This window comes from Limnochordia bacterium (assembly GCA_023230925.1).
Taxonomy (GTDB): Bacteria; Bacillota; Limnochordia; order DUMW01; family DUMW01; genus JALNWK01.
Map to the genome: position 1 here is coordinate 48904 of JALNWK010000010.1, position 22201 is coordinate 71104.

Annotated in this window: 18 protein-coding genes and 1 pseudogene; 13 read left to right on the plus strand and 6 right to left on the minus strand. The window is 49.2% G+C overall.

Features of this window, described 5'->3' with window-relative positions:
• Positions 1-287 precede the first annotated feature (287 nt).
• Genes M0Q40_03605 through M0Q40_03615 form a run of 3 tightly spaced genes read left to right on the plus strand, consistent with a single transcriptional unit; the run spans position 288 to position 4777 of the window.
• Positions 288-2924, plus strand: coding sequence for a valine--tRNA ligase (locus M0Q40_03605; protein ID MCK9221696.1), 2637 nt, complete (start codon positions 288-290; stop codon positions 2922-2924).
• Between the two features lie 34 nt (positions 2925-2958).
• Positions 2959-4233, plus strand: a complete 1275-nt coding sequence (locus tag M0Q40_03610) for a bifunctional folylpolyglutamate synthase/dihydrofolate synthase (protein MCK9221697.1) — start codon at positions 2959-2961, stop codon at positions 4231-4233.
• Positions 4234-4285: 52 nt separating this feature from the next.
• Positions 4286-4777, plus strand: a complete 492-nt coding sequence (locus M0Q40_03615) for an SPOR domain-containing protein (GenBank protein MCK9221698.1) — start codon at positions 4286-4288, stop codon at positions 4775-4777.
• Positions 4778-4951: 174 nt separating this feature from the next.
• On the opposite strand, the gene M0Q40_03620 is transcribed toward M0Q40_03615, so the two are convergent.
• From M0Q40_03620 to M0Q40_03645, 6 genes and pseudogenes are all read right to left on the minus strand, one after another.
• A complete protein-coding gene (locus M0Q40_03620; GenBank protein MCK9221699.1) occupies positions 4952-6046 on the minus strand; it encodes a CoA protein activase in 1095 nt (364 codons plus the stop codon).
• Positions 6039-7043, minus strand: a complete 1005-nt coding sequence (locus M0Q40_03625; protein MCK9221700.1) for an acyl-CoA dehydratase activase-related protein — start codon at positions 7041-7043, stop codon at positions 6039-6041. The genes M0Q40_03620 and M0Q40_03625 overlap by 8 nt, the downstream gene beginning before the upstream one ends.
• 173 nt (positions 7044-7216) lie before the next feature.
• On the minus strand, positions 7217-8236 hold the full coding sequence (locus M0Q40_03630) for an acetylxylan esterase (GenBank protein MCK9221701.1): 1020 nt from the start codon (positions 8234-8236) through the stop codon (positions 7217-7219).
• A gap of 8 nt (positions 8237-8244) precedes the next feature.
• On the minus strand, positions 8245-10005 hold the full coding sequence (locus M0Q40_03635) for an FAD-dependent oxidoreductase (protein MCK9221702.1): 1761 nt from the start codon (positions 10003-10005) through the stop codon (positions 8245-8247).
• 362 nt (positions 10006-10367) lie between these two features.
• On the minus strand, positions 10368-10844 hold the full coding sequence (locus M0Q40_03640; GenBank protein MCK9221703.1) for a hypothetical protein: 477 nt from the start codon (positions 10842-10844) through the stop codon (positions 10368-10370).
• 51 nt (positions 10845-10895) lie between these two features.
• Positions 10896-11051 (minus strand): annotated as a pseudogene (locus M0Q40_03645) (Fic family protein).
• Positions 11052-11735: 684 nt separating this feature from the next.
• Here M0Q40_03645 and spoIID point away from each other — a divergent pair.
• The 10 genes from spoIID to mrdA all read left to right on the plus strand — a co-directional run bounded on the left by spoIID (position 11736) and on the right by mrdA (position 21601).
• Positions 11736-12671, plus strand: a complete 936-nt coding sequence (gene spoIID / locus M0Q40_03650; GenBank protein ID MCK9221704.1) for a stage II sporulation protein D — start codon at positions 11736-11738, stop codon at positions 12669-12671.
• A gap of 51 nt (positions 12672-12722) precedes the next feature.
• A complete protein-coding gene (gene trxB / locus M0Q40_03655) occupies positions 12723-13700 on the plus strand; it encodes a thioredoxin-disulfide reductase (GenBank protein MCK9221705.1) in 978 nt (325 codons plus the stop codon).
• Positions 13701-14089: 389 nt separating this feature from the next.
• On the plus strand, positions 14090-14995 hold the full coding sequence (cysK, locus tag M0Q40_03660) for a cysteine synthase A (protein MCK9221706.1): 906 nt from the start codon (positions 14090-14092) through the stop codon (positions 14993-14995).
• A gap of 27 nt (positions 14996-15022) precedes the next feature.
• Positions 15023-15859 carry an ATP-dependent sacrificial sulfur transferase LarE gene (larE, locus tag M0Q40_03665; protein ID MCK9221707.1) on the plus strand — a complete coding sequence of 279 codons (837 nt, stop codon included), beginning with the start codon at positions 15023-15025 and terminating at the stop codon, positions 15857-15859.
• A gap of 81 nt (positions 15860-15940) precedes the next feature.
• Positions 15941-16522 carry a Maf family protein gene (locus tag M0Q40_03670; GenBank protein MCK9221708.1) on the plus strand — a complete coding sequence of 194 codons (582 nt, stop codon included), beginning with the start codon at positions 15941-15943 and terminating at the stop codon, positions 16520-16522.
• Positions 16523-16651: 129 nt separating this feature from the next.
• A complete protein-coding gene (gene radC / locus M0Q40_03675) occupies positions 16652-17284 on the plus strand; it encodes a DNA repair protein RadC (protein MCK9221709.1) in 633 nt (210 codons plus the stop codon).
• Positions 17285-17308: 24 nt separating this feature from the next.
• Positions 17309-18337, plus strand: coding sequence for a rod shape-determining protein (locus tag M0Q40_03680; GenBank protein MCK9221710.1), 1029 nt, complete (start codon positions 17309-17311; stop codon positions 18335-18337).
• A gap of 93 nt (positions 18338-18430) precedes the next feature.
• Complete coding sequence (mreC, locus tag M0Q40_03685) at positions 18431-19261, plus strand: rod shape-determining protein MreC (protein ID MCK9221711.1); 831 nt, start codon at positions 18431-18433, stop codon at positions 19259-19261.
• Positions 19258-19773, plus strand: coding sequence for a rod shape-determining protein MreD (gene mreD, locus M0Q40_03690; protein ID MCK9221712.1), 516 nt, complete (start codon positions 19258-19260; stop codon positions 19771-19773). Before mreC ends, mreD begins: the two co-directional genes overlap by 4 nt.
• Entirely contained in the window at positions 19766-21601 is a 1836-nt protein-coding gene (gene mrdA / locus M0Q40_03695) for a penicillin-binding protein 2 (protein MCK9221713.1), read from the plus strand. The genes mreD and mrdA overlap by 8 nt, the downstream gene beginning before the upstream one ends.
• Positions 21602-22201 lie beyond the last annotated feature (600 nt).

The following is a 22201-nucleotide window of genomic DNA, read 5'->3' on the forward strand; positions in this document are numbered from 1 at the left end:
GTACTACATTTTGGACACGGCAAAACCCTTCAAACTAAGAGTGCATAGCGGATCCAGTTGACTGATGTGCGCGAACTGTCTAATCACGTTTTTGATGATTCCCAATAAATACTGCACAGTGACCAGCGTACATTGCCGGTATACTTTAGACAATGTTTTCCATGTTAGTCGCGGAAGTGCTGTGGTTCAAGCTCTACTGCTTGATTTTGAAAGATGCTACATAGTATAATTACTGTAATATGCAAACGAGTTAGACGTTGCGGAAGGTATTTGGAGGTTTTGGGCAGATGGGTGCTAATCTAGAAAAAGTATACAATCCGAGGGGTATGGAAGAAACATGGTATGATTACTGGGTGAAGGGCAACTACTTTCATGCAGATAACACCAAAGAAGGTCCCTCTTTTTCCATGGTGATTCCTCCTCCTAATGTGACCGGGCAATTGCATATGGGTCATGCGCTAGACAATACGCTGCAAGATATCATTACCCGCTGGCGACGGATGCAAGGGTATAACACCCTATGGTTGCCAGGTACTGATCACGCGGGCATTGCAACCCAGATTAAGGTTGAAGAGCAGCTACGCAAGAAGGGTCTCACCAGACATGACTTAGGGCGGGACGCCTTCCTGGAATTGGTCTGGGAGTGGAAGGAAAAATACGGTAACCGGATTACCAACCAGCTCAAACGCCTCGGCACCTCTTGTGATTGGCAAAGAGAACGGTTCACCCTAGATGAGGGGTGTTCCAAAGCGGTTAGAGAGGTCTTTGTGTCTTTGTACGAAAAAGGCTTAATCTACCGGGGTCAATACTTGATCAATTGGTGTGTTGACTGTAACACCGCCCTATCTGATGTGGAAGTTGAACACGAGGATACCCCCGGTAAGCTCTATTACATCCGATACCCCTTTAGTGATGGGGAAGGTTATATTACGGTGGCTACCACCCGGCCGGAGACAATGCTTGGGGATACCGCGGTGGCGGTTAATCCCGATGATGAAAGGTACCAGGATCTGGTGGGACGGACTCTGCGATTACCTCTAACCGGCCGCAGTATTCCGGTTATTGCCGATAGCTTCGTAAGTGTCGAGTTTGGTACCGGTTTGGTGAAAGTGACTCCGGCCCATGACCCTAATGACTATGCCATGGGCGAGCGTCATGCTTTGCCCAGGATTCAGGTTATTGGCGAAGACGGCCTGATGACCGCCGAGGCAGGCAAATACGCGGGATTAGACCGCAACGAATGCCGCAAGCGGGTTGTAGCCGACTTGAAAGAGTGCGGGTTACTTGAGAAGGTGGAGGAACACAGCCATGCGGTGGGCCACTGCTACCGATGCGGTTCTGTAGTGGAGCCTTTAATCTCTAAGCAATGGTTCGTAAAGATGGGTCCTTTGGCCAAACCGGCGATTGATGTTGTACTTGAAGGACGGGTTAAGTTTGTCCCAGAACGCTTTACTAAGCTGTATCTGAACTGGATGGAGAATATTCGGGATTGGTGTATCTCTAGGCAACTGTGGTGGGGACACCGTATTCCCGTTTGGTATTGTGATGACTGTGGCGAGACTATTGTTAGCAAGGAGGATCCTACTCGTTGTCCTAAATGTCAGAGCCAGGACCTTACCCAGGATCCTGATGTGCTAGATACGTGGTTCTCCTCAGCACTGTGGCCCTTCTCTACCATGGGATGGCCTGAGCAAACCAAGGATCTAGATCTGTTCTACCCAACATCACTTTTGGTTACCGGCTTTGATATCATCTTCTTCTGGGTTGCTCGGATGATTGTGATGGGAATTGAGTTTACAGGGGAGCCTCCCTTTAGTGAAGTATTGATTCACGGATTAGTCCGGGATAGCGAAGGACGGAAGATGAGCAAGTCCCTGGGTAACGGTGTGGATCCCTTAGAGGTTATTGATGAGTATGGCGCTGATGCCCTCCGGTTTACATTAGTTAAAGGAGGCGCCCTTGGTAATGATATGCGCTATTACCCCGAACAGGTAGAAGCAAGCCGCAACTTTGCGAATAAGGTGTGGAATGCTACCCGGTTCGCCTTGATGAACCTGGAAGGCTTCAAACCCAAAAACGATGTTGCCAATTGCAGTCTGGCTGATCGATGGATTCTCAGCCGGTACCAAGGGACGGTGGCTCGGGTTACAGAGTATCTAGATAGCTTCGATTTGGCAGAGGCGTCCCGCACTCTCTATGAGTTTATTTGGAATGAGCTATGTGACTGGTATGTAGAGATGTCTAAAGCCTATCTTTACGGGCATCTAGGGGATGAGGCTAAGTACACAGCCCAGTGGGTCCTTTGGACGGTGCTTGATGGTACGCTTCGCCTATTGCATCCTTTCATGCCCTTTATTACCGAAGAATTGTGGCACGCCCTTCCGAGCACCGGCGAGACGATCGTCTTGGCACCTTGGCCCGTTCCTCAGGAGGATTTGTATGACCAGGATGCAGAAATGGATATGGCTTTGATCATGGATGTTGTACGCAGCATTCGTAATGTACGTAGTGAGAAACAAGTGACACCAGGACGCAAGATCAAAGCTGTGCTGCATGCCGACGACCCGCAGCAAACCATCCTACAAAGGAACCGGTTGTATCTGGAGTCCCTGGCCGGACTTGGTGAGCTGGAAATTCTGAAGACCAACACTAAGAAGCCAGAACAAGCGATCTTCGCGGTGGCCTCAGGTGTTGAGATCTATCTGCCCTTGGCGGGTTTGTTAGATCTTGAAGAGGAACGCAAGAGACTACAAGGTGAGCTCAAGGACTGCGAAAATGAGATTAAACGATGCCAAACCAAGCTAGAAAACGAAGGGTTTGTAAAGAAAGCACCTCCTGCAGTGGTTGAAAAGGAGAGAGCAAAGCTTGCTGAGTATCTGGAGCAGAAGGCTAAGCTAGAGGAGACCTTAAAGACTCTAGTCTAAGGTACTCTTGATCGGTCGAAAGGAACGAATGGCAGTGGGATATATTGAAGCGGTAGAGTATCTAGAAAGTCTAGCCCGGTTTGGCTCCAAGCCGGGCCTTTCACGTATTAGGCAACTGGCCCAAAGCTTAGGCGACCCGCAGGAACGCTTTCCAGCAATTCATATAGCTGGAACCAATGGAAAGGGGTCTACCGCCCGGATGACCGCGGCAATCTTAAGCGCCCATGGACTAAAGACAGGCCTTTATACTTCACCTCACATTGGTGTATTCAATGAACGCTTCATGATCGATGGGGAACCAATCTCTGATCAAGGCCTCAGTGCCCTTGTGGATAAGTTGCAGCCGATTACCCAACAGGGGTTGGAGCAACCCACTGAATTTGAGGTCTGTACGGCATTAGCCCTAGAATATTTTGCCCAAGAAGCCGTAGACTGTGCTGTCATTGAAGTGGGGTTAGGGGGCAGGTTTGATGCGACCAACATTATTGTGCCAGAGGTTGCGGTGATTACCCACATTGCCTTGGACCACATGGGGGTTCTTGGGACCACCCTTGAACAGATTGCCTTTGAGAAGGCGGGTATCATTAAGACTGGTAAACCATTAGTATTAACCCCACAATCCAGCGCTGCAAGAGGGGTGATCCTGGACATAGCTAAGGCGCAGCACAGTGCTGTATATGAGCTTGACCCTGCGTCTTGGCACGTGCAAGAAGTCTCGTTGGACGGGACAGTCTTTACCTATGAGGATCAGAGGATACACTTAAATCTACTCGGGCGTCACCAAATCATCAATGCTTGTGCGGCTATCACCGGGGCGAGGGTCTTCCTACAAGACCGGTTCTGTTGGAGGTTAGTGCATAAAAGCCTGGGTGAGGTCAGTTGGCCGGGCAGGCTGGAGATCATGGGCACAAATCCCTTAATCCTTCTAGATGGTGCCCATAATCTAGATGGAGCCGAGGTACTTAAGCAGGCTATTTGTGATCTGCTCCCAACGCGGAGAATTGTGTTCTTGATGAGTATTATGGAGGACAAAGAAGTGGACGCTATACTGAGGACCCTTTTGCCTAGGGGTAAAGTCGCGGTATTTACTCAACCAAAGCAAAGCCGGACGCGACCCACTTCACCCCATGAGCTAAGGCAACGGGCCAGCGCATATCTAGATGAGGTCTACGCTGAGCTAGATCCAGGTGTTGCACTAGAACAAGCGTTGAGACTAATTGATGTTGACGATGTTCTTTGCATTAGCGGTTCGTTGTATCTGGTACGGGAACTGCGCCAGCTGTTGTGCAGGAATTACCACGTAGGTTGACGAATGTTAAAGCAGGTTGTTGAGAATAGCAACTAAGAGAGGGTCTGGTTCTATGTCTACAGACAAGAAAGAGACAAGCAGTAAGGGGCTAAGTAAATTTGGATTTGCGATGGTGCTCGTTGCCGTTGGGGCTTGTGCCATTTTTATTGGATTTCTAATTGGTCAATGGTTAATGGATCTACTTAGTCCTAGCACGCCGACTATTGCTTTTGACCCAACAGAGGTTATGAATTCCGTGGATAAAAACAACGATCCATCTAATTCCCTGTCTGCGGACACTGTTAAGTCGAGCTCGTCACCGAATACGACTAGCCCTAAGACGGAGGAACAGAATGGTCTGTACCGGGTGCAAGTTGGTTCCTTTAGCATTAGGGAAAACGCCGAACAATTGGCCAATCGGTTAAAAGCCGCAGGCTATGAAGTATACATTACTCCTAAACCTTACCGGGTGCAAGTTGGTGCCTTTAGTCAGCGGTCCAACGCAGAACGTCTTTTGGAGGAACTAAAGGGACTAGGATATACCGATGGGTTTATCACGCAGTAGTTAAACCGGCAAGATTAGATGAGTTAAGCATACGGGCATAGGTGTGAAGTACCTATGCCCGTTATTTCGATCTGGTTCCTGTTCCAATATAGTCTAGTGACCTACGCTACTATCGTGGGAGGGGAGTAAGCTGGTTTGAAGTTGCTTGTTTGTAGATAATGGTTCGGTTGAACGTTATGATGCTTCCCTCCGCCTTTTCCGCTCCATTAGATCGACAAAGGCTTCTAGGCGGGTCTGTAGGCCTGCCTTTCCCGTTAGCTCATCGCATGCCACGCTGAGGACCGGAATGCTGTAGTCCTTACTTACCTGGGGCAAAATACTCTTGGCAACAATCTCTGGAATACATGTAAAGGGAGAGAGCTGCACAACCCCATCGAATCCTCTATTCGCATAGATGATCGTATTCCCGATGGAGTCTTGACCGTGACCACCGATCATCTCCGGCAGATACGGCGCAGCAGCCTTCTTAATATCAAGTCCGCCCACCTGGCCTAGGGTATCGGTCACTGTATTATCCAAAGTCCAACCGCTTAGGTAAATCGAGCGATGCACTTCAACCCCTAGTTCTCCGAGGGTTTGTTCAATATCCAGATTGGCAAAGGGCTCTATAAGTACGTATATTTCCCCAACAAGACCGACGCGAAGTGGCTTTTTTGTGGGATCCTGGGGGATGCTGCGCAACTTCCGTTCACCCTCCGCTCTAGCCTGACGGATGTCTTGGAGGGTTTGCGCCTTGTCTAGTTGAGCAAGGCACTGCCTGTAGACATGGGTAGTCTCCCCCTTATTTGTTTCCCTAGGTCGAATAATATGGGAAAGCTTTTCAATTTCATCAAGGGCTACAAGCTTGTTCCATCCAGCCCGAATTACCTTGATTAGACGGGGTAGGGGTGTACGTTTGGAATTAACCTTTCGGATGTTATTAAAGAAGTCGCGCCAACCAAAACGGGGTAGTTCAAAGATAATCATCTCGAAATCATAACCAAGATCCTTAAGGATCACATCGTGCAAATTGCCGTAGAGCCCTGCCCTACAAGGACCACATCCGCCACTGGTTACGAGGGTGTTGGCTCCTGCTTCTAGGGCCTCGATATATGTTCCTAAGACAATCTTGTAGGGAACACAGGCAAACTCAGGGGAATACCTTGCTCCAAGACTGAGGGTTTTTTCCGTGGGCTTGGGTGGGAAGACCACCTCATTGCCCAGTCCTTCCATCACGTCACGAAACACAACTGATGAATTACCCATGCTAGGAAAGCTGATCTTACGCACTGGTATTTCCCCCCTCTAATCGTTGTTGACGACTGATCATATCACAGAAGGCTTCCAATCTCGTGAGCATCCCGCTGCTGCCGGATTGCTCGTCAATGGTAGCTGTGAGAAAAGGAATACCCTTTTCCTTAGCTTGTCCTTCCAGTAGTCGATTGACCAGAAAGTCTGGTCCGCAGCCGAAGGCGGTCACATGGATAACGCCATCAACTGGTACGTGCCCCTCAAAAACGTAGGCGGCAGCCTTCAGGATGGTATCGCTGAAATACCAAAAGACTGACTTACTATTCCAGTATTTTTGTTTATAGACCGCATCAAAGGGTAGGTTCTCGTAGGTAAAATACTCTACGCCGTAGTTCTCCAAGTGCTCAGTTAAGTTCATACTGATGTATTGGTCGTTAATAATATACGGGTAACCTAAGATGGCCAGTCGCAGGGAATCTGTTTGTGGGTTTGGTGTTTCCTTGACCGGTCGATCGTCTACAGCCCGCAGAGCATTTTTTACCGACATACCACCTTGAAGCATCGCATGATAGGCCTGATGAGCTTCCAAGGCAGCTTGTCCAGCTTGTTTTATCCTTTTTCGGTCATCGGTAAAGTAAATTCCTGTTTCACAGAAGGCTTCAAATAATCGCTTTTTGCTGCCCCTCACTGCAACCCGCGGACTGATGATCGGTGGCAAATCCTGCAGTGAATAGCGCACCATATCCGGTAGACCAAGGAACTTGGGGCAAAAGGTTTGCTTGCCTCGATAATTGACCATGCGGGGGATAAAAATGTAGTCTGCCTGCTCCTTTAGTGCTTCAACATGGCCATGATATACTTTAATTGGAATACACGCATCGGTGACAGTTTCCTCTACGCCAGCATCAAGAATATTCTTGGTTGTTTGTGGCGAGACTATAACTCTTACGCCAAGTTCATGGAAAAACGTTTTCCACATGGGGTAGAAGGTATAGAAAAAAAGCCCGCGCGGTATACCTACAGTCATATCTAACATAGGCTTACCCTCCAGGCGTGTGGTACACGATTATCACTCTTACTACTTCCAACAGGAATTATACCCACAATATAGATAGGATGTCAATTACCGCTGTTCTAAATAGATGCACCAATCGATCTATGACTTGGAACAACCATGATTAGTGCAATCCTGGTTGGACACTATCTGATCTAGCCTAGGTTCTTTCTTAAGAATCTCAGTTGCACCTCCCGGTGCAGTGCCCCCGCGCCGTCATGGCCATTAAAAGGATAGATACAGATGTCCTTTTCGCTCTTGATACGGTTGTATGTCGCAAAATAGCATTCTGGTGGACAGATGTTATCCCTAAGGCCTACAGAAGCAAGAACCTTGCACTTTATGGCATCGGCCATATTCATGGTATCAAAATAGGAGAGGGTTCTAAGTACCTGATCTGTCTGTTCAGGGTAATTCCTCAGGTAATCGCCAACTGCTCCGAAGACCCCATGGGCCCCTGCGACACGTCTGGTTAAGTCGCTATTGCTTGGTACTTGGGCCATAGCCAAGAACGGTCGCGGGTCAAGAGCACTAACAGCCATGACCAGTCCGCCCCCTTGACTTGTTCCTTCAAGAATAATTCGGGATGAATCGACCTCTTCCTGGGCACAGGCAAAATCAATGGCTTTAAGGCAATCCATATAGACCGCCCGGTAATAGTATTCGTCTTTATCTAAAAGGCCTTTGGTGCTCATTACTTGCGCATTCCCCCACGAATAGGTGGCTAGATTACCTGTAGGGCCACCTTGGCCCCGGCAATCCATCGATAGGACGGCGACTCCCATCAAGACCCAATGGGCAAAATCCGATGGCACTCCTCGGTTGCCCCGGGCCCCATGGTAATGAATTAAACAGGGAAGCTTGTTATTGCTAGTGAAGGTCGGCACAAGATACCAACCGTGAATAGGGGTTTGGTCAAACCCATGGTAGGTAATATCGTACACTTGAATATAAGGACTAGGAAAAGCATGTGGTTTTCGTGTGGGGTTCAGTGGTACCCCTTTGGCCTGGGCGATGGTTCTTGCCCAAAACGTGTCGAAATCCTCCTCCTTGGTCAAAGGAGGATAATACTCGTAAAGATGTTTTGCTGCATGATTAATATAGTCCATGGTTTTGGTAGTGGGATGCTTCTCCCACCGGTCTGTTCCCACCTTTCCTTGGTTTACCGTCGGCACATTCGAAGCTACTCTAGGGTGAAGCCATAGAGCTTAACCTGTCTGGCTCCTCGGGTAGCTTTGGGAGTAAAGCGGATGCCTTGGGCGGCAAGATCCAAATCTACATACACTAACCTTTGGTAGTTATTCTTGATGGCTTTGATATGTTGCCACTGACCATCGACTAGGGCTTCAATTTCAAAGTCCGTGACCAGCTCTTGTGGTAGTGCTGCTGGTTGTCTTCCTTCCAACCAAGTAAAGGTGAAGGACCGGTCCAACCCGGTATCAAAGACAAAACGGGCCCTTTTTACGTGCTTTACAGCACCAAAGGTATAAGTGATACAGTCATTAACACTGCCAATCCAAGCGTGGTCATTTTCTCCTACAGGCCGATCAACCCCATCCCTAAGGGGCTCGGGATTGGCAGTGGCAGTCAGTGTAGCATGCAAGGTCAGTTCATTTATCTGACGCTTGTGCCAGGGGAGATAGCAGTCATCATCCATAAGTATCCTCTGCAGTTCCTTGATCCGATCCTGACCGATGTCTCTTAGAGAACAATTATGCTTAGTCGCTAGGGCAGCCGCGGTGCCTATTGCCTGCCCCATGACCGCACAGGTACCCATGACCCTGGTGGAAGAAGTGGCAATGTGGGTTGCACTGATATTTCGGCCGGCAAAGCCTAGGTTAGTGATGTTTTTCGAATACAGGCAGCGATAGGGGATTCCATAGGGAGACGGTGCCGGATGCCAGTGGGTGGGTTGAAGGTGGGGAACACGGAATCCGCCCATGGTATGATCATCCATGGTCCATCCTCCGTAGGCCACTAGATCCTCAAATCTTCCTTCGGCTTCAATGTCCCCTTGGGTGAGAATATGGTCGCCCATTAAGCGACGGGACTCCCTTTTGCCAGGGAGAAACTGGATCCAATCTAGGGCGTAATACTCTGCTCCATGATCGCCATGGTTCTTGATATGATCCCAAACGCCGTATACCATTCGTAGGAGTTCATCCCGCATTTCCTCTAGGTCATAGATGGGGTGGCCCTTGCCGCCGACTTCAATCCACCAATAACCCATGTCGATTACCCGATGACCGCGACCAATCCCAAGACTCTCATCGGTGGGGTATTTGTATGCCCACTTTGGTGGTGTGAAGGGCTGTGGCGTATCATGCTTCCTTGCCCTAAACATGCAGGTACAACCCATAGTCTGGGAATCCGCCTTTTCTGGAGCCAGGGACTCGCCAAATTCAGAAGCGGCCTCTCGGCCTAAACGAAACTCTGCACCGGCCAAAGGACCCAAAATCCCATCACCAGTACAGTCCAAATAGATTGATGCTTCTACGGTATGATGGGTTTCGGTAGTCAATTGCCATGCGGTAATGCTTCTGATCGTATCTTGTTCCACGGAAGCATCGTAACAGGAGCAGTTGAGCAGCAGCTTTATATTGGGTGTCTGAAACACCATCTCCCACAGCACGGTATCCCATACAGAGTAACTACCTTGGGGATTCCTGTAGGCGTTCTCCAAACGAATCTCTTCAAGAATTCCCGTTTCCCGCATGTTGGGGATCTGACCATGGCGATCAGCTCCGCAGATATGCATCCGTATTTCCGATGAGGCATTTCCGCCTAGTACCGGTCGATCGTGGATGAGAACCACTCCGGCGCCACTGCGGGCAGCGGCAATGGCCGCACACATACCGGAGAGTCCTCCACCGAGGACACAGATATCCGTTTGATATTGCAGTCTTCTCATTGATTGTGCAGATTGACCGTAATAGGGGGTCATTCTACTGTCTCCCCTCGGACTTAGAAGCCTTCTTGTTATTCTCTGGGTTCCTTGTTCTTGAGGTTTATGTTCATTTTATGTATCTACTTGCTGGACTTTGAGCCCATCATATCCCAATTATTCCTTTGTGACAAGGGAATGGATCGGGCCTTAATAGATACTAAGTCTATGTCTGAGAGAAGCGGAGGTAAGGCCTGATGTGTTATGCAGTCACCACGGGCGGGAACACCGTTCGGGGTCTTTTCAGTAAAGGGACTTATTGCTTGGCATATACACGTATTCGGGTCAATACCGACAGGGTATCTGGTCTAGTTCAGGCATCTTTAGGTGCGAGAAGTACTATGGATTCATGTTAGTAGCATTCATCTGGCGACCCGGGTGCTTTCCTTTGATTTGCCCTGAAATTGGTCCATAATTGACACATTCGGTTTCAATGCACCCTCGGGTGTTATCACTATGAGTTTTGCCTTTTCCATTATCTCCAGATCTCGCCGTATAGTTTTGTAGGTCTTTATGTCTTGGTATATTCCTTTTATGATCGGGTGTTTTCTCTCCTTAAGATTCTGGACAGTCATCACTTCGTTATACTCGGTAATGAGTGTCAACAAGGCGAAGGCCCTCTCGTTGATTTGATCCTGGGAATAGATTTCACGTGCATATGACATAAATAGGTTCTTTCTAATGAAGTCCAGGATTTCATCTTGTACACCTTGAATCTCCTGGACAAATCCTCCGAGTGAAAACTTCACAAACTCGGTTAGATTACCGTTATACTCAAAACGGGCAGCATTCAATTGCCTTACATATTCCTCCCTGTGACGATAGAAGAAGTTGGCCAATGAACAAAAACCCCTAATGTTATATCCAGCTTTGTATAAGATGTAAGTCTACAGAGCCCTTGATGTGCGCCCGTTACCATCACCAAAGGGATGAATCGAAATCAGATAGAAGTGTGCGACAAACGCCCGAATCAAAGGCCGATAGCCTCCGGTGATCCTCTGCGAGTCTATAGTTTCTAGAAAGTTTTCGGTTAAAGTTGGGATCAATGAAGGGTCTGGTGGAACATAATTGCCAACGTATACTCGGCCGTTTCTATATTTGCTGGGTTCGTTTCAATGCGTCTAGCCATGGGAGGAGGAATGGGTATTTTGGAAGTGATCTGTCGGTGCGCCTCTGCCTGAACAGTTGGTTCCAGTAGTTCTCTATCATCAGTGTCCACAACGAAGGTCCCAGCCCGGCATCGGTATCTCCCCCTCATTGACCCTTATTCTAACCGTAATACCATGAATTAATCAAGGATAGTTCCTCCGTCATGTCCCACTATATGTCCAATGTTCCCTCCGATATGTTGTCGAGAAGGGATTACTCGCTGAAGTGCTGTTACCTTCGAACTCTTACCGGATCCATTAGGTACTTGCTTAGCAGTTGGCAACCGGAACAACCGCCATCTTGCCAGTCAAATAGTGATCAGTAAGCTTCGATATCGACGTTAGTCCAAGGAAATGGTCGCAGCCTGACTGCATCATCTTTGTTTCTAAGTGAGGATACCGATGTCACTAGATAATCTACCTTACCTGCTTCCTTTAAGAAGCACTGTCCAGGAATCTCAAAGCGGCAGGACATATCAGGAATTGGTAGAATATAATTATAACGGTTTTTGCCATGCGTGACATATTGTCTCGCCTGACCGAATAATCTATTCAAAGAATAGGTTAGGTGGGAGTGAGCGCATGAGGATCCATAGCCGGATGTGGCTCTTATTGCCTTTAGTTGTGCTTGTCGGCATTGGCTTGTACCGTTGTAGGCCAAGCAGGGTACCAGAACGAGCTCCATTGATCAATCTATGGTGGGCAAAGGAAGACAAGCTAATTCAGTTGGATCTTGAGGAGTATGTGGCAGGAGTCGTGGCGGCGGAGATGCCAGCATCATTCCAAGAGGAGGCCCTCAAGGCCCAGGCGGTGGCGGCAAGAACTTTAGCACTATGGTCCTTAGCCCAAAGTCGTCGCCTGCCGGAGCATCCCGACGCACAGTTGTCTAGTGACTATCGGGTGGACCAAGCTTGGCTATCCAAAGACGAGCTTAAGGAACGCTGGGGTATATGGGGCTACCTCCGTAATTGGACAAAGATTCGTAAGGCGGTAAGTGCTACTGCCGGAGAGGTTTTGATTTACCAGGGGAACTACATTTTCCCAGCCTACCACTCCACAAGTGGGGGCAGGACGGAGGATTCCGGAAACTACTGGACTAGCAATTTGCCCTATCTGGTGAGTGTGGATAGTCTCTACGAGAGTCATTCCCCTTGGTTTGAGCATGTAGAAAAGAGGTCCGTCGCTACAGTTCGGGCTAAGTTAGCTGAGGCTTTAGGGGTATCCCTAGGGGAATCATTGATCATAGTGGTGACCAAACGGTTTCCATCGGGAAGAGTCTGCGAACTCATGGTTAACGGGAGAACCATGAGTGGACGGCGGCTACGGGAGATACTGGAGCTGCGCTCTAGTTGGTTTAGTGTGCAGCAGACTTCATCAGAACTAGTATTTACCGTAAAAGGCTACGGCCATGGAGTGGGTATGTCCCAGTATGGTGCCGATGGATATGCGCAACGTGGGTGGAGTTACCAACAGATCCTATCCCATTACTACCAGGGAGCGTCATTGGTAGTGCGGTAAGCTGGGGAGGAGTTGACGGATGGGATTACCCTCCCTGTGGAATATTTAAGAATGAAGACCAGAAAGGGGGAAGTAAAGGGCCGTACTACGGCCTTTTGCAGGCCTATGGGTGATATGTTAGATGTTGTCATTGTTGGTGGAGGACCCGCTGGATTTACTGCTGGTTTGTATGCCGGGCGAGCTGGGCTTAAGTCAGTGATAGTAGATAACGGAGCGGGTGGTCAGTTGTTCGGTTCGTCTATTGTGGAGAACTATCCTGGCTTTGTGGAGCCGATTAGTGGACAAAGCTTAAGTCAACTCATGCAGGATCAAGCCCTGAAGTTCGGTTGCCCGGTGGAGTACGATCAGGTCGAAGGGATCGTTTTAGACGGTAAAGTAAAGCTAGTTAAGGGTATCAACAAGACTTACAATACCAAGACGGTGATTATTGCTACGGGGGCTTCGGCACGAAAGCTTGGTGTGCCTGGTGAGCAGGAATTTCAAGGTCGGGGTGTATCCTACTGCGCAACCTGTGATGGGGCCTTTTTCAAGGACAAGCCCATCATTGTGGTGGGTGGTGGAGATTCGGCTTTGGAAGAAGCTTTATTCCTTTGTCGCTATGGAAGCAAGGTGACTGTTGTTCACCGCCGTCAACACCTGCGGGCTACTTTTCATATTCAGGAGTTGGCAAGAAAGAACGACAAGCTGTTTCTTCAGCTGAATACTGTAGTTGATGCCATTGAAGGAACGGATGTGGTTGAACGGGTACGTTTGAAGGATGTAGTAAGCGAAGAGATCACCTATCAGGAGGCTGCTGGTGTATTCATGTACGTAGGTCAAGAACCTAACAGTTCCTTGGTTAAGGAATTGATTACCCTCGATGAGTATGGGTACATTGTGGCAGATGCGGACACGACACAGACTAACGTTCCTGGGATATTCGCTGCGGGGGATGTCAGGCAGAAGACTTTGCGACAAGTGGTGACCGCCACATCTGACGGTGCGATTGCGGCCATGGCCGCCAGTCGGTATGTTGAACAGAATTGGTAGCAGACACGTAAGCAGAGCATAGCATCATTTCATTTTCTGTATGAACCGCTACCACAGTATAGAAGGAATTAGGGAAGCTGCAAGAGGAACCATGCAGCTTCTCTATCAAGACCCTATAGTGAGTTTGTCTACTGCTTGTGGAAATTGGAACGTCTATGGGAGTGTTTAGAGTGTTCCTGTTTTCCCTCCCCTTCCGTTAAATATGATAGAATCATAGTGATATCAAAGGTGGCCCCTTGCTGCGATTATATAGGGCCATCTAGTAGGAGTATTCCTCTCCACAAGAAAGGTTTGAGGAGAAGAGGATTGGACCGTGACAGGGCATATTTGGTATCAGAAGGAGGAAGCGGAGTAGTCGTGGTGTCATCTGGACTATATCTGTGCTAGCAGTGAAGAAAACAAGTATTATTGATTGTGTAGGAAAGACTCCCCTGGTCAAATTGCAGAAGACAGGTGGTTTACCCAGTGCAGAGATCTGGGCTAAAGTTGAGGGGCTCAATCCCTCAGGGAGCGTGAAGGATCGGACTGCTTTGGCCATGGTTCTTGATGCGGAGGAATCGGGAAAGCTCAAGCCCAAGGGGACCATTGTGGAGCCTACCAGCGGTAACACCGGTATAGGACTTGCGATGGTTGCCGCCTCCCGGGGATACCGACTGATTTTGACGATGCCTGAGACCATGAGTAGCGAACGACGTACCCTTTTAAGTGTCTACGGGGCGGAGCTGGTGCTAACGCCCGGTAAACTGGGCATGAAAGGGGCAATCGAACGGGCGGAGGAGCTGGCGAAACAACATCCCGAGTATTTCATGCCACAGCAATTTGAGAACCCTGCAAATCCAAAGATTCACGAACAGACTACCGGTCCGGAGATTTATGAGGGGATGGGTGGAGACTTGTCCGCGTTTGTGGCCGGGGTTGGAACAGGGGGGACCATTACAGGGGTAGCACGCTATCTAAAAACGAAAAACCCGAGTATAAAGATTGTGGCTGTTGAGCCTTCCGGTTCGCCGGTGTTATCCGGAGGACAATCAGGGCCTCATGGGTTGCAGGGTATTGGTGCTGGTTTTGTGCCTAAGACACTGGATCCTAGCCTGCTTGATGAGGTAATTACAGTTTCCGATGAGGCGGCTCTGGATGCTTGCCATTTTCTAGCTCAGGAGGAGGGTATTTTGGCAGGAATCTCCTCTGGAGCGGCCCTACATGCGGCCACCTTGGTGGCAGGAAGACTCAAGAAGGAGCAGAAGGTGGTTGTATTACTTCCTGATAGCGGAAGCCGTTATTTAAGCATATTGTAGTTGCTGATGGTACAAGGGGTGAGGAGTGTGCTTTGTGATGTAAACCTACTACCTGAGGAATTAAGGGCGAAATGGCAGAAGCTCCTGCAACGGTTACAGGCACTGGGTGGCGTAGTGGTGGCTTTTTCCGGAGGGACGGATAGTACTTTGCTTCTCGCCGCCGCCAAGGAGGCTTTAGGGGAGCGAGTTTTGGCGGTAACTGCCAGTTCGTCGGTTTACCCGGTGTGGGAACAAGAAGAGGCTCAAGAGTTGCGAAGGCTGCTCACTGTGCCAGGGAAGACTATCGAGCTGGATGTGTTCAGTATTCCAGGATTTGCCGAGAACTCTAAGGACCGTTGCTATTACTGTAAGCAGCATCTGGCCCAGAAGCTGCTTCAGGTTGCCCAAGAGGCGGATCTACCCTTTGTGGTTGATGGGAGTAACCATGATGACCTGTTAGATTACCGTCCTGGGATGCGTGCAGCAAGGGAACAAGGCATCATTAGTCCCTTGCAGGAGGTAGCTTTGTCCAAGGAGGATATTCGGGGGTTATCGCGTATGATTGGACTTCCCTCCTGGAGCAAGCCCTCCTATGCTTGTTTGGCTTCTAGGTTCCCCTATGGCACAAAGATTACACCTTCGCGACTAGAAAAGGTTACCTATGCGGAAGACTATCTTAGGGAGCTTGGCTTTACACAGATGCGAGTACGATATCATGAAGATATAGCGCGTATTGAGTTTTTGCCTGAAGAGTTTCCCTTAGCGGTAAAAGTTGCCAACCGAATTGTGGAGCGGCTGAGGAGCTTGGGATTTACCTATGTCGCAATGGATCTTGGGGGGTATCGCTCCGGTAGCCTGAACCATGGTTTAAAGAGGAAATTGTGACGGAAACAGGATATTACCGTATCGGTGGTGAATGTCTGTAATTGTAGTCATGTCTAGGCAGATTGGAGTGAACCTTTCGATATGCAGCGATTAATTCTAGCGTCCAGTTCATCAAGAAGAAAGCTTCTCATGGAGCATTTAGGTTTACCCTTTGAAGTGGTTAAGCCTGAGGGAATTAACGAGGAAGGTGTGGTAGGTGATTCCTCATACCAGATCGCGCAAAAGATCGCCTTGGCCAAGGCCAAGTCTGTGGCGGAAAAGTTCCCCGATGCTATTGTCGTGGCTGCGGATACCATTGTAGTCTTTGGCGAGCAGATTCTTGGCAAACCTAAAGACCGAGATGATGCTATTGCCATGCTGCACACGCTCAGGGGCAAATGGCACAATGTGATCACTGGGGTAGCTATTGTTCGGAAGAATACCGATGAGTGCCTTACCGACTATGAGAAGACCGGTGTCTGTTTCTGCCAATTATGCTCCAGTGAGATTGAAGCCTATGTGAATACCCTTGAGCCTATGGATAAGGCAGGGGCCTATGGGATTCAAGGAAAAGGGGCATTCCTGGTGGAACGAATCAATGGATGCTACTTTAATGTTGTAGGGCTGCCATTGGCTAAGCTTGGGCAAATGCTACGCAAATTCGGTGTGTACGTTCTGTCCTAAGTCCAGTATAATGGATGTGTCCGGAATTCCCACTCCTTCTGGTATATGCCAGGGGGTCGTTTAGTGCACGAAAGAGGGACAAAACTTAAGATTAAGGATCTGCCTGTATCCGAGCGTCCTCGGGAAAAAATGGCAGAATACGGTGCGGAATCTCTATCAAACAGGGAGTTACTCGGGGTTCTTTTAAGGACCGGTACCAAGGATGAGTCGGCCTTGGACTTAGCCGATCGTCTCTTGGTTGAGTTTTCCGGTTTGGCTGGATTGATGGAAGCGAGTTTTTCTGAACTTAGGATGGTTAAAGGAATTGGTCAGGCCAAAGCCGCGGTTCTACGAGCCGCCTTTGTGCTAGCGAAGCGAGCCCGGGCGGAGACGAAGAATTGTTACCAGCAAGTGGTTGAGCATCCGCAAGATGTGGCCGAGCTGCTCGTCGAGAAGATGTGCGACTTGGACAAGGAACACTTTTATGTGGTAATGCTTAACAGTAAGCATGCTGTAATTGGCATACGAACGGTTTCCATTGGCAGTTTGGACGCTGTGTTGGTTCACCCAAGGGAGCTTTTCAAAGACCCGATTCGAAAAGGGGCCAGTGCCATTATTCTTGCCCATAATCATCCGAGTTGTGATCCTACTCCCAGTGAGGAGGACCTGTTGTTAACAAAACGGCTGGTACAAGCAGGGGATATCCTAGGGATCAGTATAGAGGATCACATAGTGATTGGTGGCCGCAAGTATTTGAGCTTGCGGGAACACAACTTGTTGTGAGGTGTCCGAAGGGGGCTGTCGATAATGTTTGGTTTCAGTAAGGATGTGGGCATTGATCTAGGAACTGCTAACACCCTAGTCTATATCAAAGGCAAAGGGGTCGTCATACAAGAACCCTCAATGGTAGCACTTAATCGGCAGACGAACGAAGTGTTGGCTGTTGGACGAGAAGCGAAAAACATGGTAGGGCGTACGCCGGGCAGTATTGTTGCGGTGCGGCCGATGGAAGACGGGGTAATTGCTGATTTTGATGTTACAGAAAGAATGCTAGGGCATTTTATTCGTAGGGCAACGAAGCGGTTTTCCCTTTTCCGGCCCCGGGTGTTGGTGGCTGTGCCCTCAGGGGTGACTGAGGTGGAAAAACGTGCTGTGATTGATGCGGCCCGTTCTGCTGGAGCCAAGGAGGCTAGGCTGATTGAGGAGCCAATGGCGGCGGCCATTGGTGCTGGGCTTCCGGTACAGGAGCCCACCGGTAATATGGTGGTAGACATTGGGGGCGGCACCACGGAAGTGGCAGTGATCTCCCTGGGCGGGATTGTGGCCCATCGGTCCATTAGGATCGGAGGAGACGAGATGGATGAGGCGATTATCCAGTATGTACGCAGGACTTATAACCTCTTAATTGGTGAGCGGACCGCTGAGGAGATAAAGCACACCATCGGTAATACCTACGAGATGCCGGATCAGGAAAAGTCTATGGATGTGCGGGGCAGAGATCTTGTAACCGGCTTACCAAAGAATGTTGTGGTAAGCTCTCAGGAAATAAGGGAAGCCTTGGCCGAACCCGTTGGAGCCATCGTTGATGCGGTGAGGGTAACCCTAGAGAGGACGCCACCTGAGCTTGCTGCAGATATTATGGATAAGGGAATCATCATGGTTGGCGGTGGTTCTTTGCTTGCAGGACTAGATAAGTTGATCTCCGAGGAGACGAGAATGCCGGTACACGTGCCTGAGGATGCATTGTGTGCGGTTGCTGTAGGAACTGGTCTTGCTCTGGATCATTACGAGCTTTTGGACCGGGTTGGTGTGGGACATAGTCGACTAGGTGCTTAAGTTAACTCAAGGATAGCAGGGCATAGGGTTATCTATGCCCTTTTTCGAATCAAGCAGTAATACATAAGCTGTAGTGAGCAATGGGTGTGGCGGATGCGGCAGAACTATGTCAAGATAACCATAATCGTAGTTATACTAATCTGTATATGTGCGATGTATTATACCGCGGATTTACGAAGGGATCAGAGCATTCTGGAGAAGTTAGTCGCGGAGATCACCCTTCCCTTATCTGGGCTTGCTCACCGTGTCAGAACCGGCATAACTGGATTTTTCTCGGGGCTAAAATCTTACAGAGAGTATGTTCTAGAAAATGAAGAGTTGCGTCTGGAAAATGCGGAGCTAAGAAGAGAACTTGCATTAATGCAACATCACCTTCGGGAAAACGAGGCCTTGCGTACAGCTCTCTCCCTGCCACTAATTCAAGAGCAAACCATGCTCGCCGCCGAGGTAATCGCTCGCTCGCCGGATGAGTGGTGGTCCCAGGTTACGATAAACAAAGGAAGTAGAGCAGGGATAGAACCTGGCAGTCCCGTGCTTGATAAATACGGTCGAGTTGTGGGCCGGGTATGGGCTGCTAGTTGGCATTCGGCTAAGGTCGTGCTTTGCGTTGATCCCCGTATTACTGTTGGGGGTCGGATCAAAAGAACCGGTGGATTAGTCTTGGTGGAGGGGGGGCACCCTGAGTACCCCCAAGGATTAAGAATCAAGCCTTTAGATCGTCATATGGATATTGTTGAAGGAGACGTGGTGCTCACCTCAGGGTATAGCCAGCACTTTCCCAGTGACCTACCCCTCTGCCGGATTGACAAAGTTGTGTTAGACGATTATCATGTACCAACCTTGGGATTTGCGGAGCCAGTGGCCGATCTTATGCAATTGGATCTGGTCTATGTGCTTTCATGGGAGATGGAGGATGAACAGTGACCAGGACCGGAGGATCTTTTGTAGCCGTCTTAGTTGCCCTCTTGCTCGAGGTTTCGTCAGTAGGTCACTTCGGCCTTGGGGGTCGGGCGAGTTTCTTATTAGTGGTGCTCCTGCTATCTTCTTTGTTTCTTGACACCAAAGAAGCGGTCTTGCTAGGGAGCCTTAGCGGTCTGGTACTGGATCTATCCATAGGTCATTTGCTCGGGATGCATGTGTTGACCTATGCTGCTGTCTGTTTTTGCGTTTGCAGAATGCAATCACATTTTTTTAAGGAGAGCATGGTCCTTGCCGTGGTAGTAGGCTTGGTTGGCACGCTGGTTTATTACGTCTTAAGTGGTCTTTTGCTTTTCCTTATTGCTCCCCGACACTTACCCGGAGAGTGGTTTTTGAGTAAGGTTGCTTTGAATGCGGTACTAAACGCTATTTGGACTGTTTTGCTGTATCCAGTCATGTTTCGTTTGTCCTCGGGCGAACAGGCAGGTTCTTGGGGACGGGGGAAGTCAGTTGAGTGATGAGCAAGTCCTTGCCCGGTTAAAGGGATTGACAATTGTATTAGTCATATTATTTGCCATTGTCGCTGCAAGATTATTTCAGTTGCAGATCGCTGAAAAAGACCGGTACGCTCACCTTGCGGATCGGAATCGGATACGCCTTATGCCCATCTCCGCCCCCCGGGGCTTAATCTTGGACCGGAACGGGGAGGTGCTGGTCCGTTCCCGTAGTTCCTTTACTATTTCTGTGGTACCCGGTGGATTAACCGAAAATAAGGAAGAGGTCCTACAAAAACTCACCGATATCTTGGTCCAACAAGAAAATAGTGGAATCGAGACAGTAGAGGATGTAGAAAGACTAATCAGGAAAGGCGCTACCTACCCCTACGAACCAATTCGCCTAATCCGGGATGTGCCCGCGGCCACATTGCTTGCTGTTGAGGAGAACCGCTGGGAATTGCCGGGGATCATTGTGGAAGAGATCCCCGCTAGGGAATATGTCTATGGTTCTTTGGCCTCACACGTATTAGGGTATATGACCGTGATCAATGAGGAAGAGCTGAAAAGGCTAGGTAAAGAGGGATACCGTCCTACGGACCTAGTCGGTCGCAGTGGATTGGAAGCATTTTATGAGCGGGAACTGCGGGGTAAGGATGGGATTACCCAAGTTGAGGTTGATGCCCATAGCCATGTTACCAAAGAAATAGGAAGGCAGGAACCGGTGCCGGGTAACAACATTTTTCTCACTATTAATAAGAAGTTACAGGAGAACGTAGAGAGGGCCTTGATTGAGCAGCTGGCGATGCTCCAAGAGGAAGAGAGCACAAAGGACGCAAAATCTGGTGCTGTGGTGGCTTTGGATCCGAATAACGGTGAGATCCTGGCCATGGTGAGCTATCCTAACTTCGATCCTAATCGCTTTGTGGGCGGTGTGAGCAAAGAGTATTTGTCCTATTTAAGTGGACCCCCTTCAGCGGAAGAGAACCGCGCAACTCGGGGCCTATTTTCCCCCGGGTCGGCTTTCAAACCCTTTGTCGCCATCGGCATGCTAGAGGAGCGAATTACGGGTCCAGGCGATGTTTGGTTTGCCGATGGACGGAGTCAGTCGGGAAAAACCTGTTGGTACTACAGGGAATACGGGCTCAGTCACGGACTTTTGACTGTGGCCGATGCCTTGAGCCAATCCTGCAATGATTACTTCTGGCACTTCGGTTCCTTACTTGGGCCGGAGCGAATCGCTAATTATGCTACTGCTTTCAACCTAGGTAATCCCACAGGGATTGATCTGTTCCCAAGCGAAAAGACTGGAATTGTCCCCACCCCTGATTGGAAGTGGCGGAATTTTAGTAACTTGGATCCTTGGGATCGGCGGTGGCAGCCTGCGGAAACCGAGGACTATAGTATTGGACAGGGCTTCTTGCTGACTACACCCTTACAGATGGCTGTGGCCTATGGTGGTTTGGCCACGAGCGGGAAGATCTTCGAACCCTTCTTGGTCAAGGAAATTCAGTCCCCGGCGGGGGATGTGCTTTACAGGAGAAACGCCAAGTTGGTCAGTGAGCTCTCCTTCCGGGAGGAGACTTGGGACACTGTTCAACGGGGCTTACGTATGGTTGTTAGCGAAGGTACGGCCCGGCGTGTTTTCGCTGGCTCACAGATAACCTTTGCAGGAAAAACCGGCTCCACCCAGGTTGTTGGGGGAGTAGCCCACGGCTGGTTTGTGGGTTGGGCCCCTGCAGTTGACCCCTCCATTGTTGTGGCTGTACTCCTGGAACACGGTGGGGGTGGTGCCCTAGCGGCCCCGGTAGCTCGTCAGATCATGGAGGAATACCTATTGGGCAACGAGTAAGGATTCCCTATACCGACTTCAATGCTGATTTTGTTCCATATTCAATTCCCAAACCTTAGCAAATACACCTACTGGCCAGGTATCTGTTTTTTATGTCTGTGACGTAGATTAAGGTATCGAAGCTTAGTCTATAAAGTTCGGTTACGCTAAGCCTAAAGGAAGCCGCAAGTCTACCATAGTCAGAGTCCTGGTTTTTACGTTATCTATGAGTTCTAAGGCGTTTAGGCAGTGCTTTTCATTGACTGTTGCATACTGCTAAGACAAGTTGTAAAAATGTCTTGCTTACTATGGCACAATTTAGCATACGATATGTGCAAGGGCTATTTGCCCGCAAGTTTACCATGGTTAGTCGGCGGTTATCGTTAAGGGCATACCAGGATCCTCCAAATACCTGATGAAGAGTCACTAGGCGGCAGAACTCTTCAAGAGTTACGGATTTTATCTCGGTTTACCCGGTGGATACGAAATGTGCTATAGCCCGAGTTTAACAGTAAACTAATAGCAGAAATGGAAGAAAACCTCTAGAAGCCGCGAAAAACCGCGGCTTTTTGCTTGCGTTTGGTAGCCGCAGCTGGTATAATTAAATAGACATATACCATA

Bases quoted from the DNA above. Each gene is read 5' to 3' on its own strand.
- M0Q40_03605 (MCK9221696.1), top strand. From the start codon at position 288: ATGGGTGCTAATCTAGAAAAAGTATACAATCCGAGGGGTATGGAAGAA.
- M0Q40_03615 (MCK9221698.1), top strand. From the start codon at position 4,286: ATGTCTACAGACAAGAAAGAGACAAGCAGTAAGGGGCTAAGTAAATTT.
- M0Q40_03625 (MCK9221700.1), bottom strand. From the start codon at position 7,043: ATGTTAGATATGACTGTAGGTATACCGCGCGGGCTTTTTTTCTATACC.
- M0Q40_03635 (MCK9221702.1), bottom strand. From the start codon at position 10,005: ATGACCCCCTATTACGGTCAATCTGCACAATCAATGAGAAGACTGCAA.
- spoIID (MCK9221704.1), top strand. From the start codon at position 11,736: ATGAGGATCCATAGCCGGATGTGGCTCTTATTGCCTTTAGTTGTGCTT.
- trxB (MCK9221705.1), top strand. From the start codon at position 12,723: ATGAAGACCAGAAAGGGGGAAGTAAAGGGCCGTACTACGGCCTTTTGC.
- M0Q40_03670 (MCK9221708.1), top strand. From the start codon at position 15,941: ATGCAGCGATTAATTCTAGCGTCCAGTTCATCAAGAAGAAAGCTTCTC.
- radC (MCK9221709.1), top strand. From the start codon at position 16,652: ATGGCAGAATACGGTGCGGAATCTCTATCAAACAGGGAGTTACTCGGG.
- M0Q40_03680 (MCK9221710.1), top strand. From the start codon at position 17,309: ATGTTTGGTTTCAGTAAGGATGTGGGCATTGATCTAGGAACTGCTAAC.
- mreC (MCK9221711.1), top strand. From the start codon at position 18,431: ATGCGGCAGAACTATGTCAAGATAACCATAATCGTAGTTATACTAATC.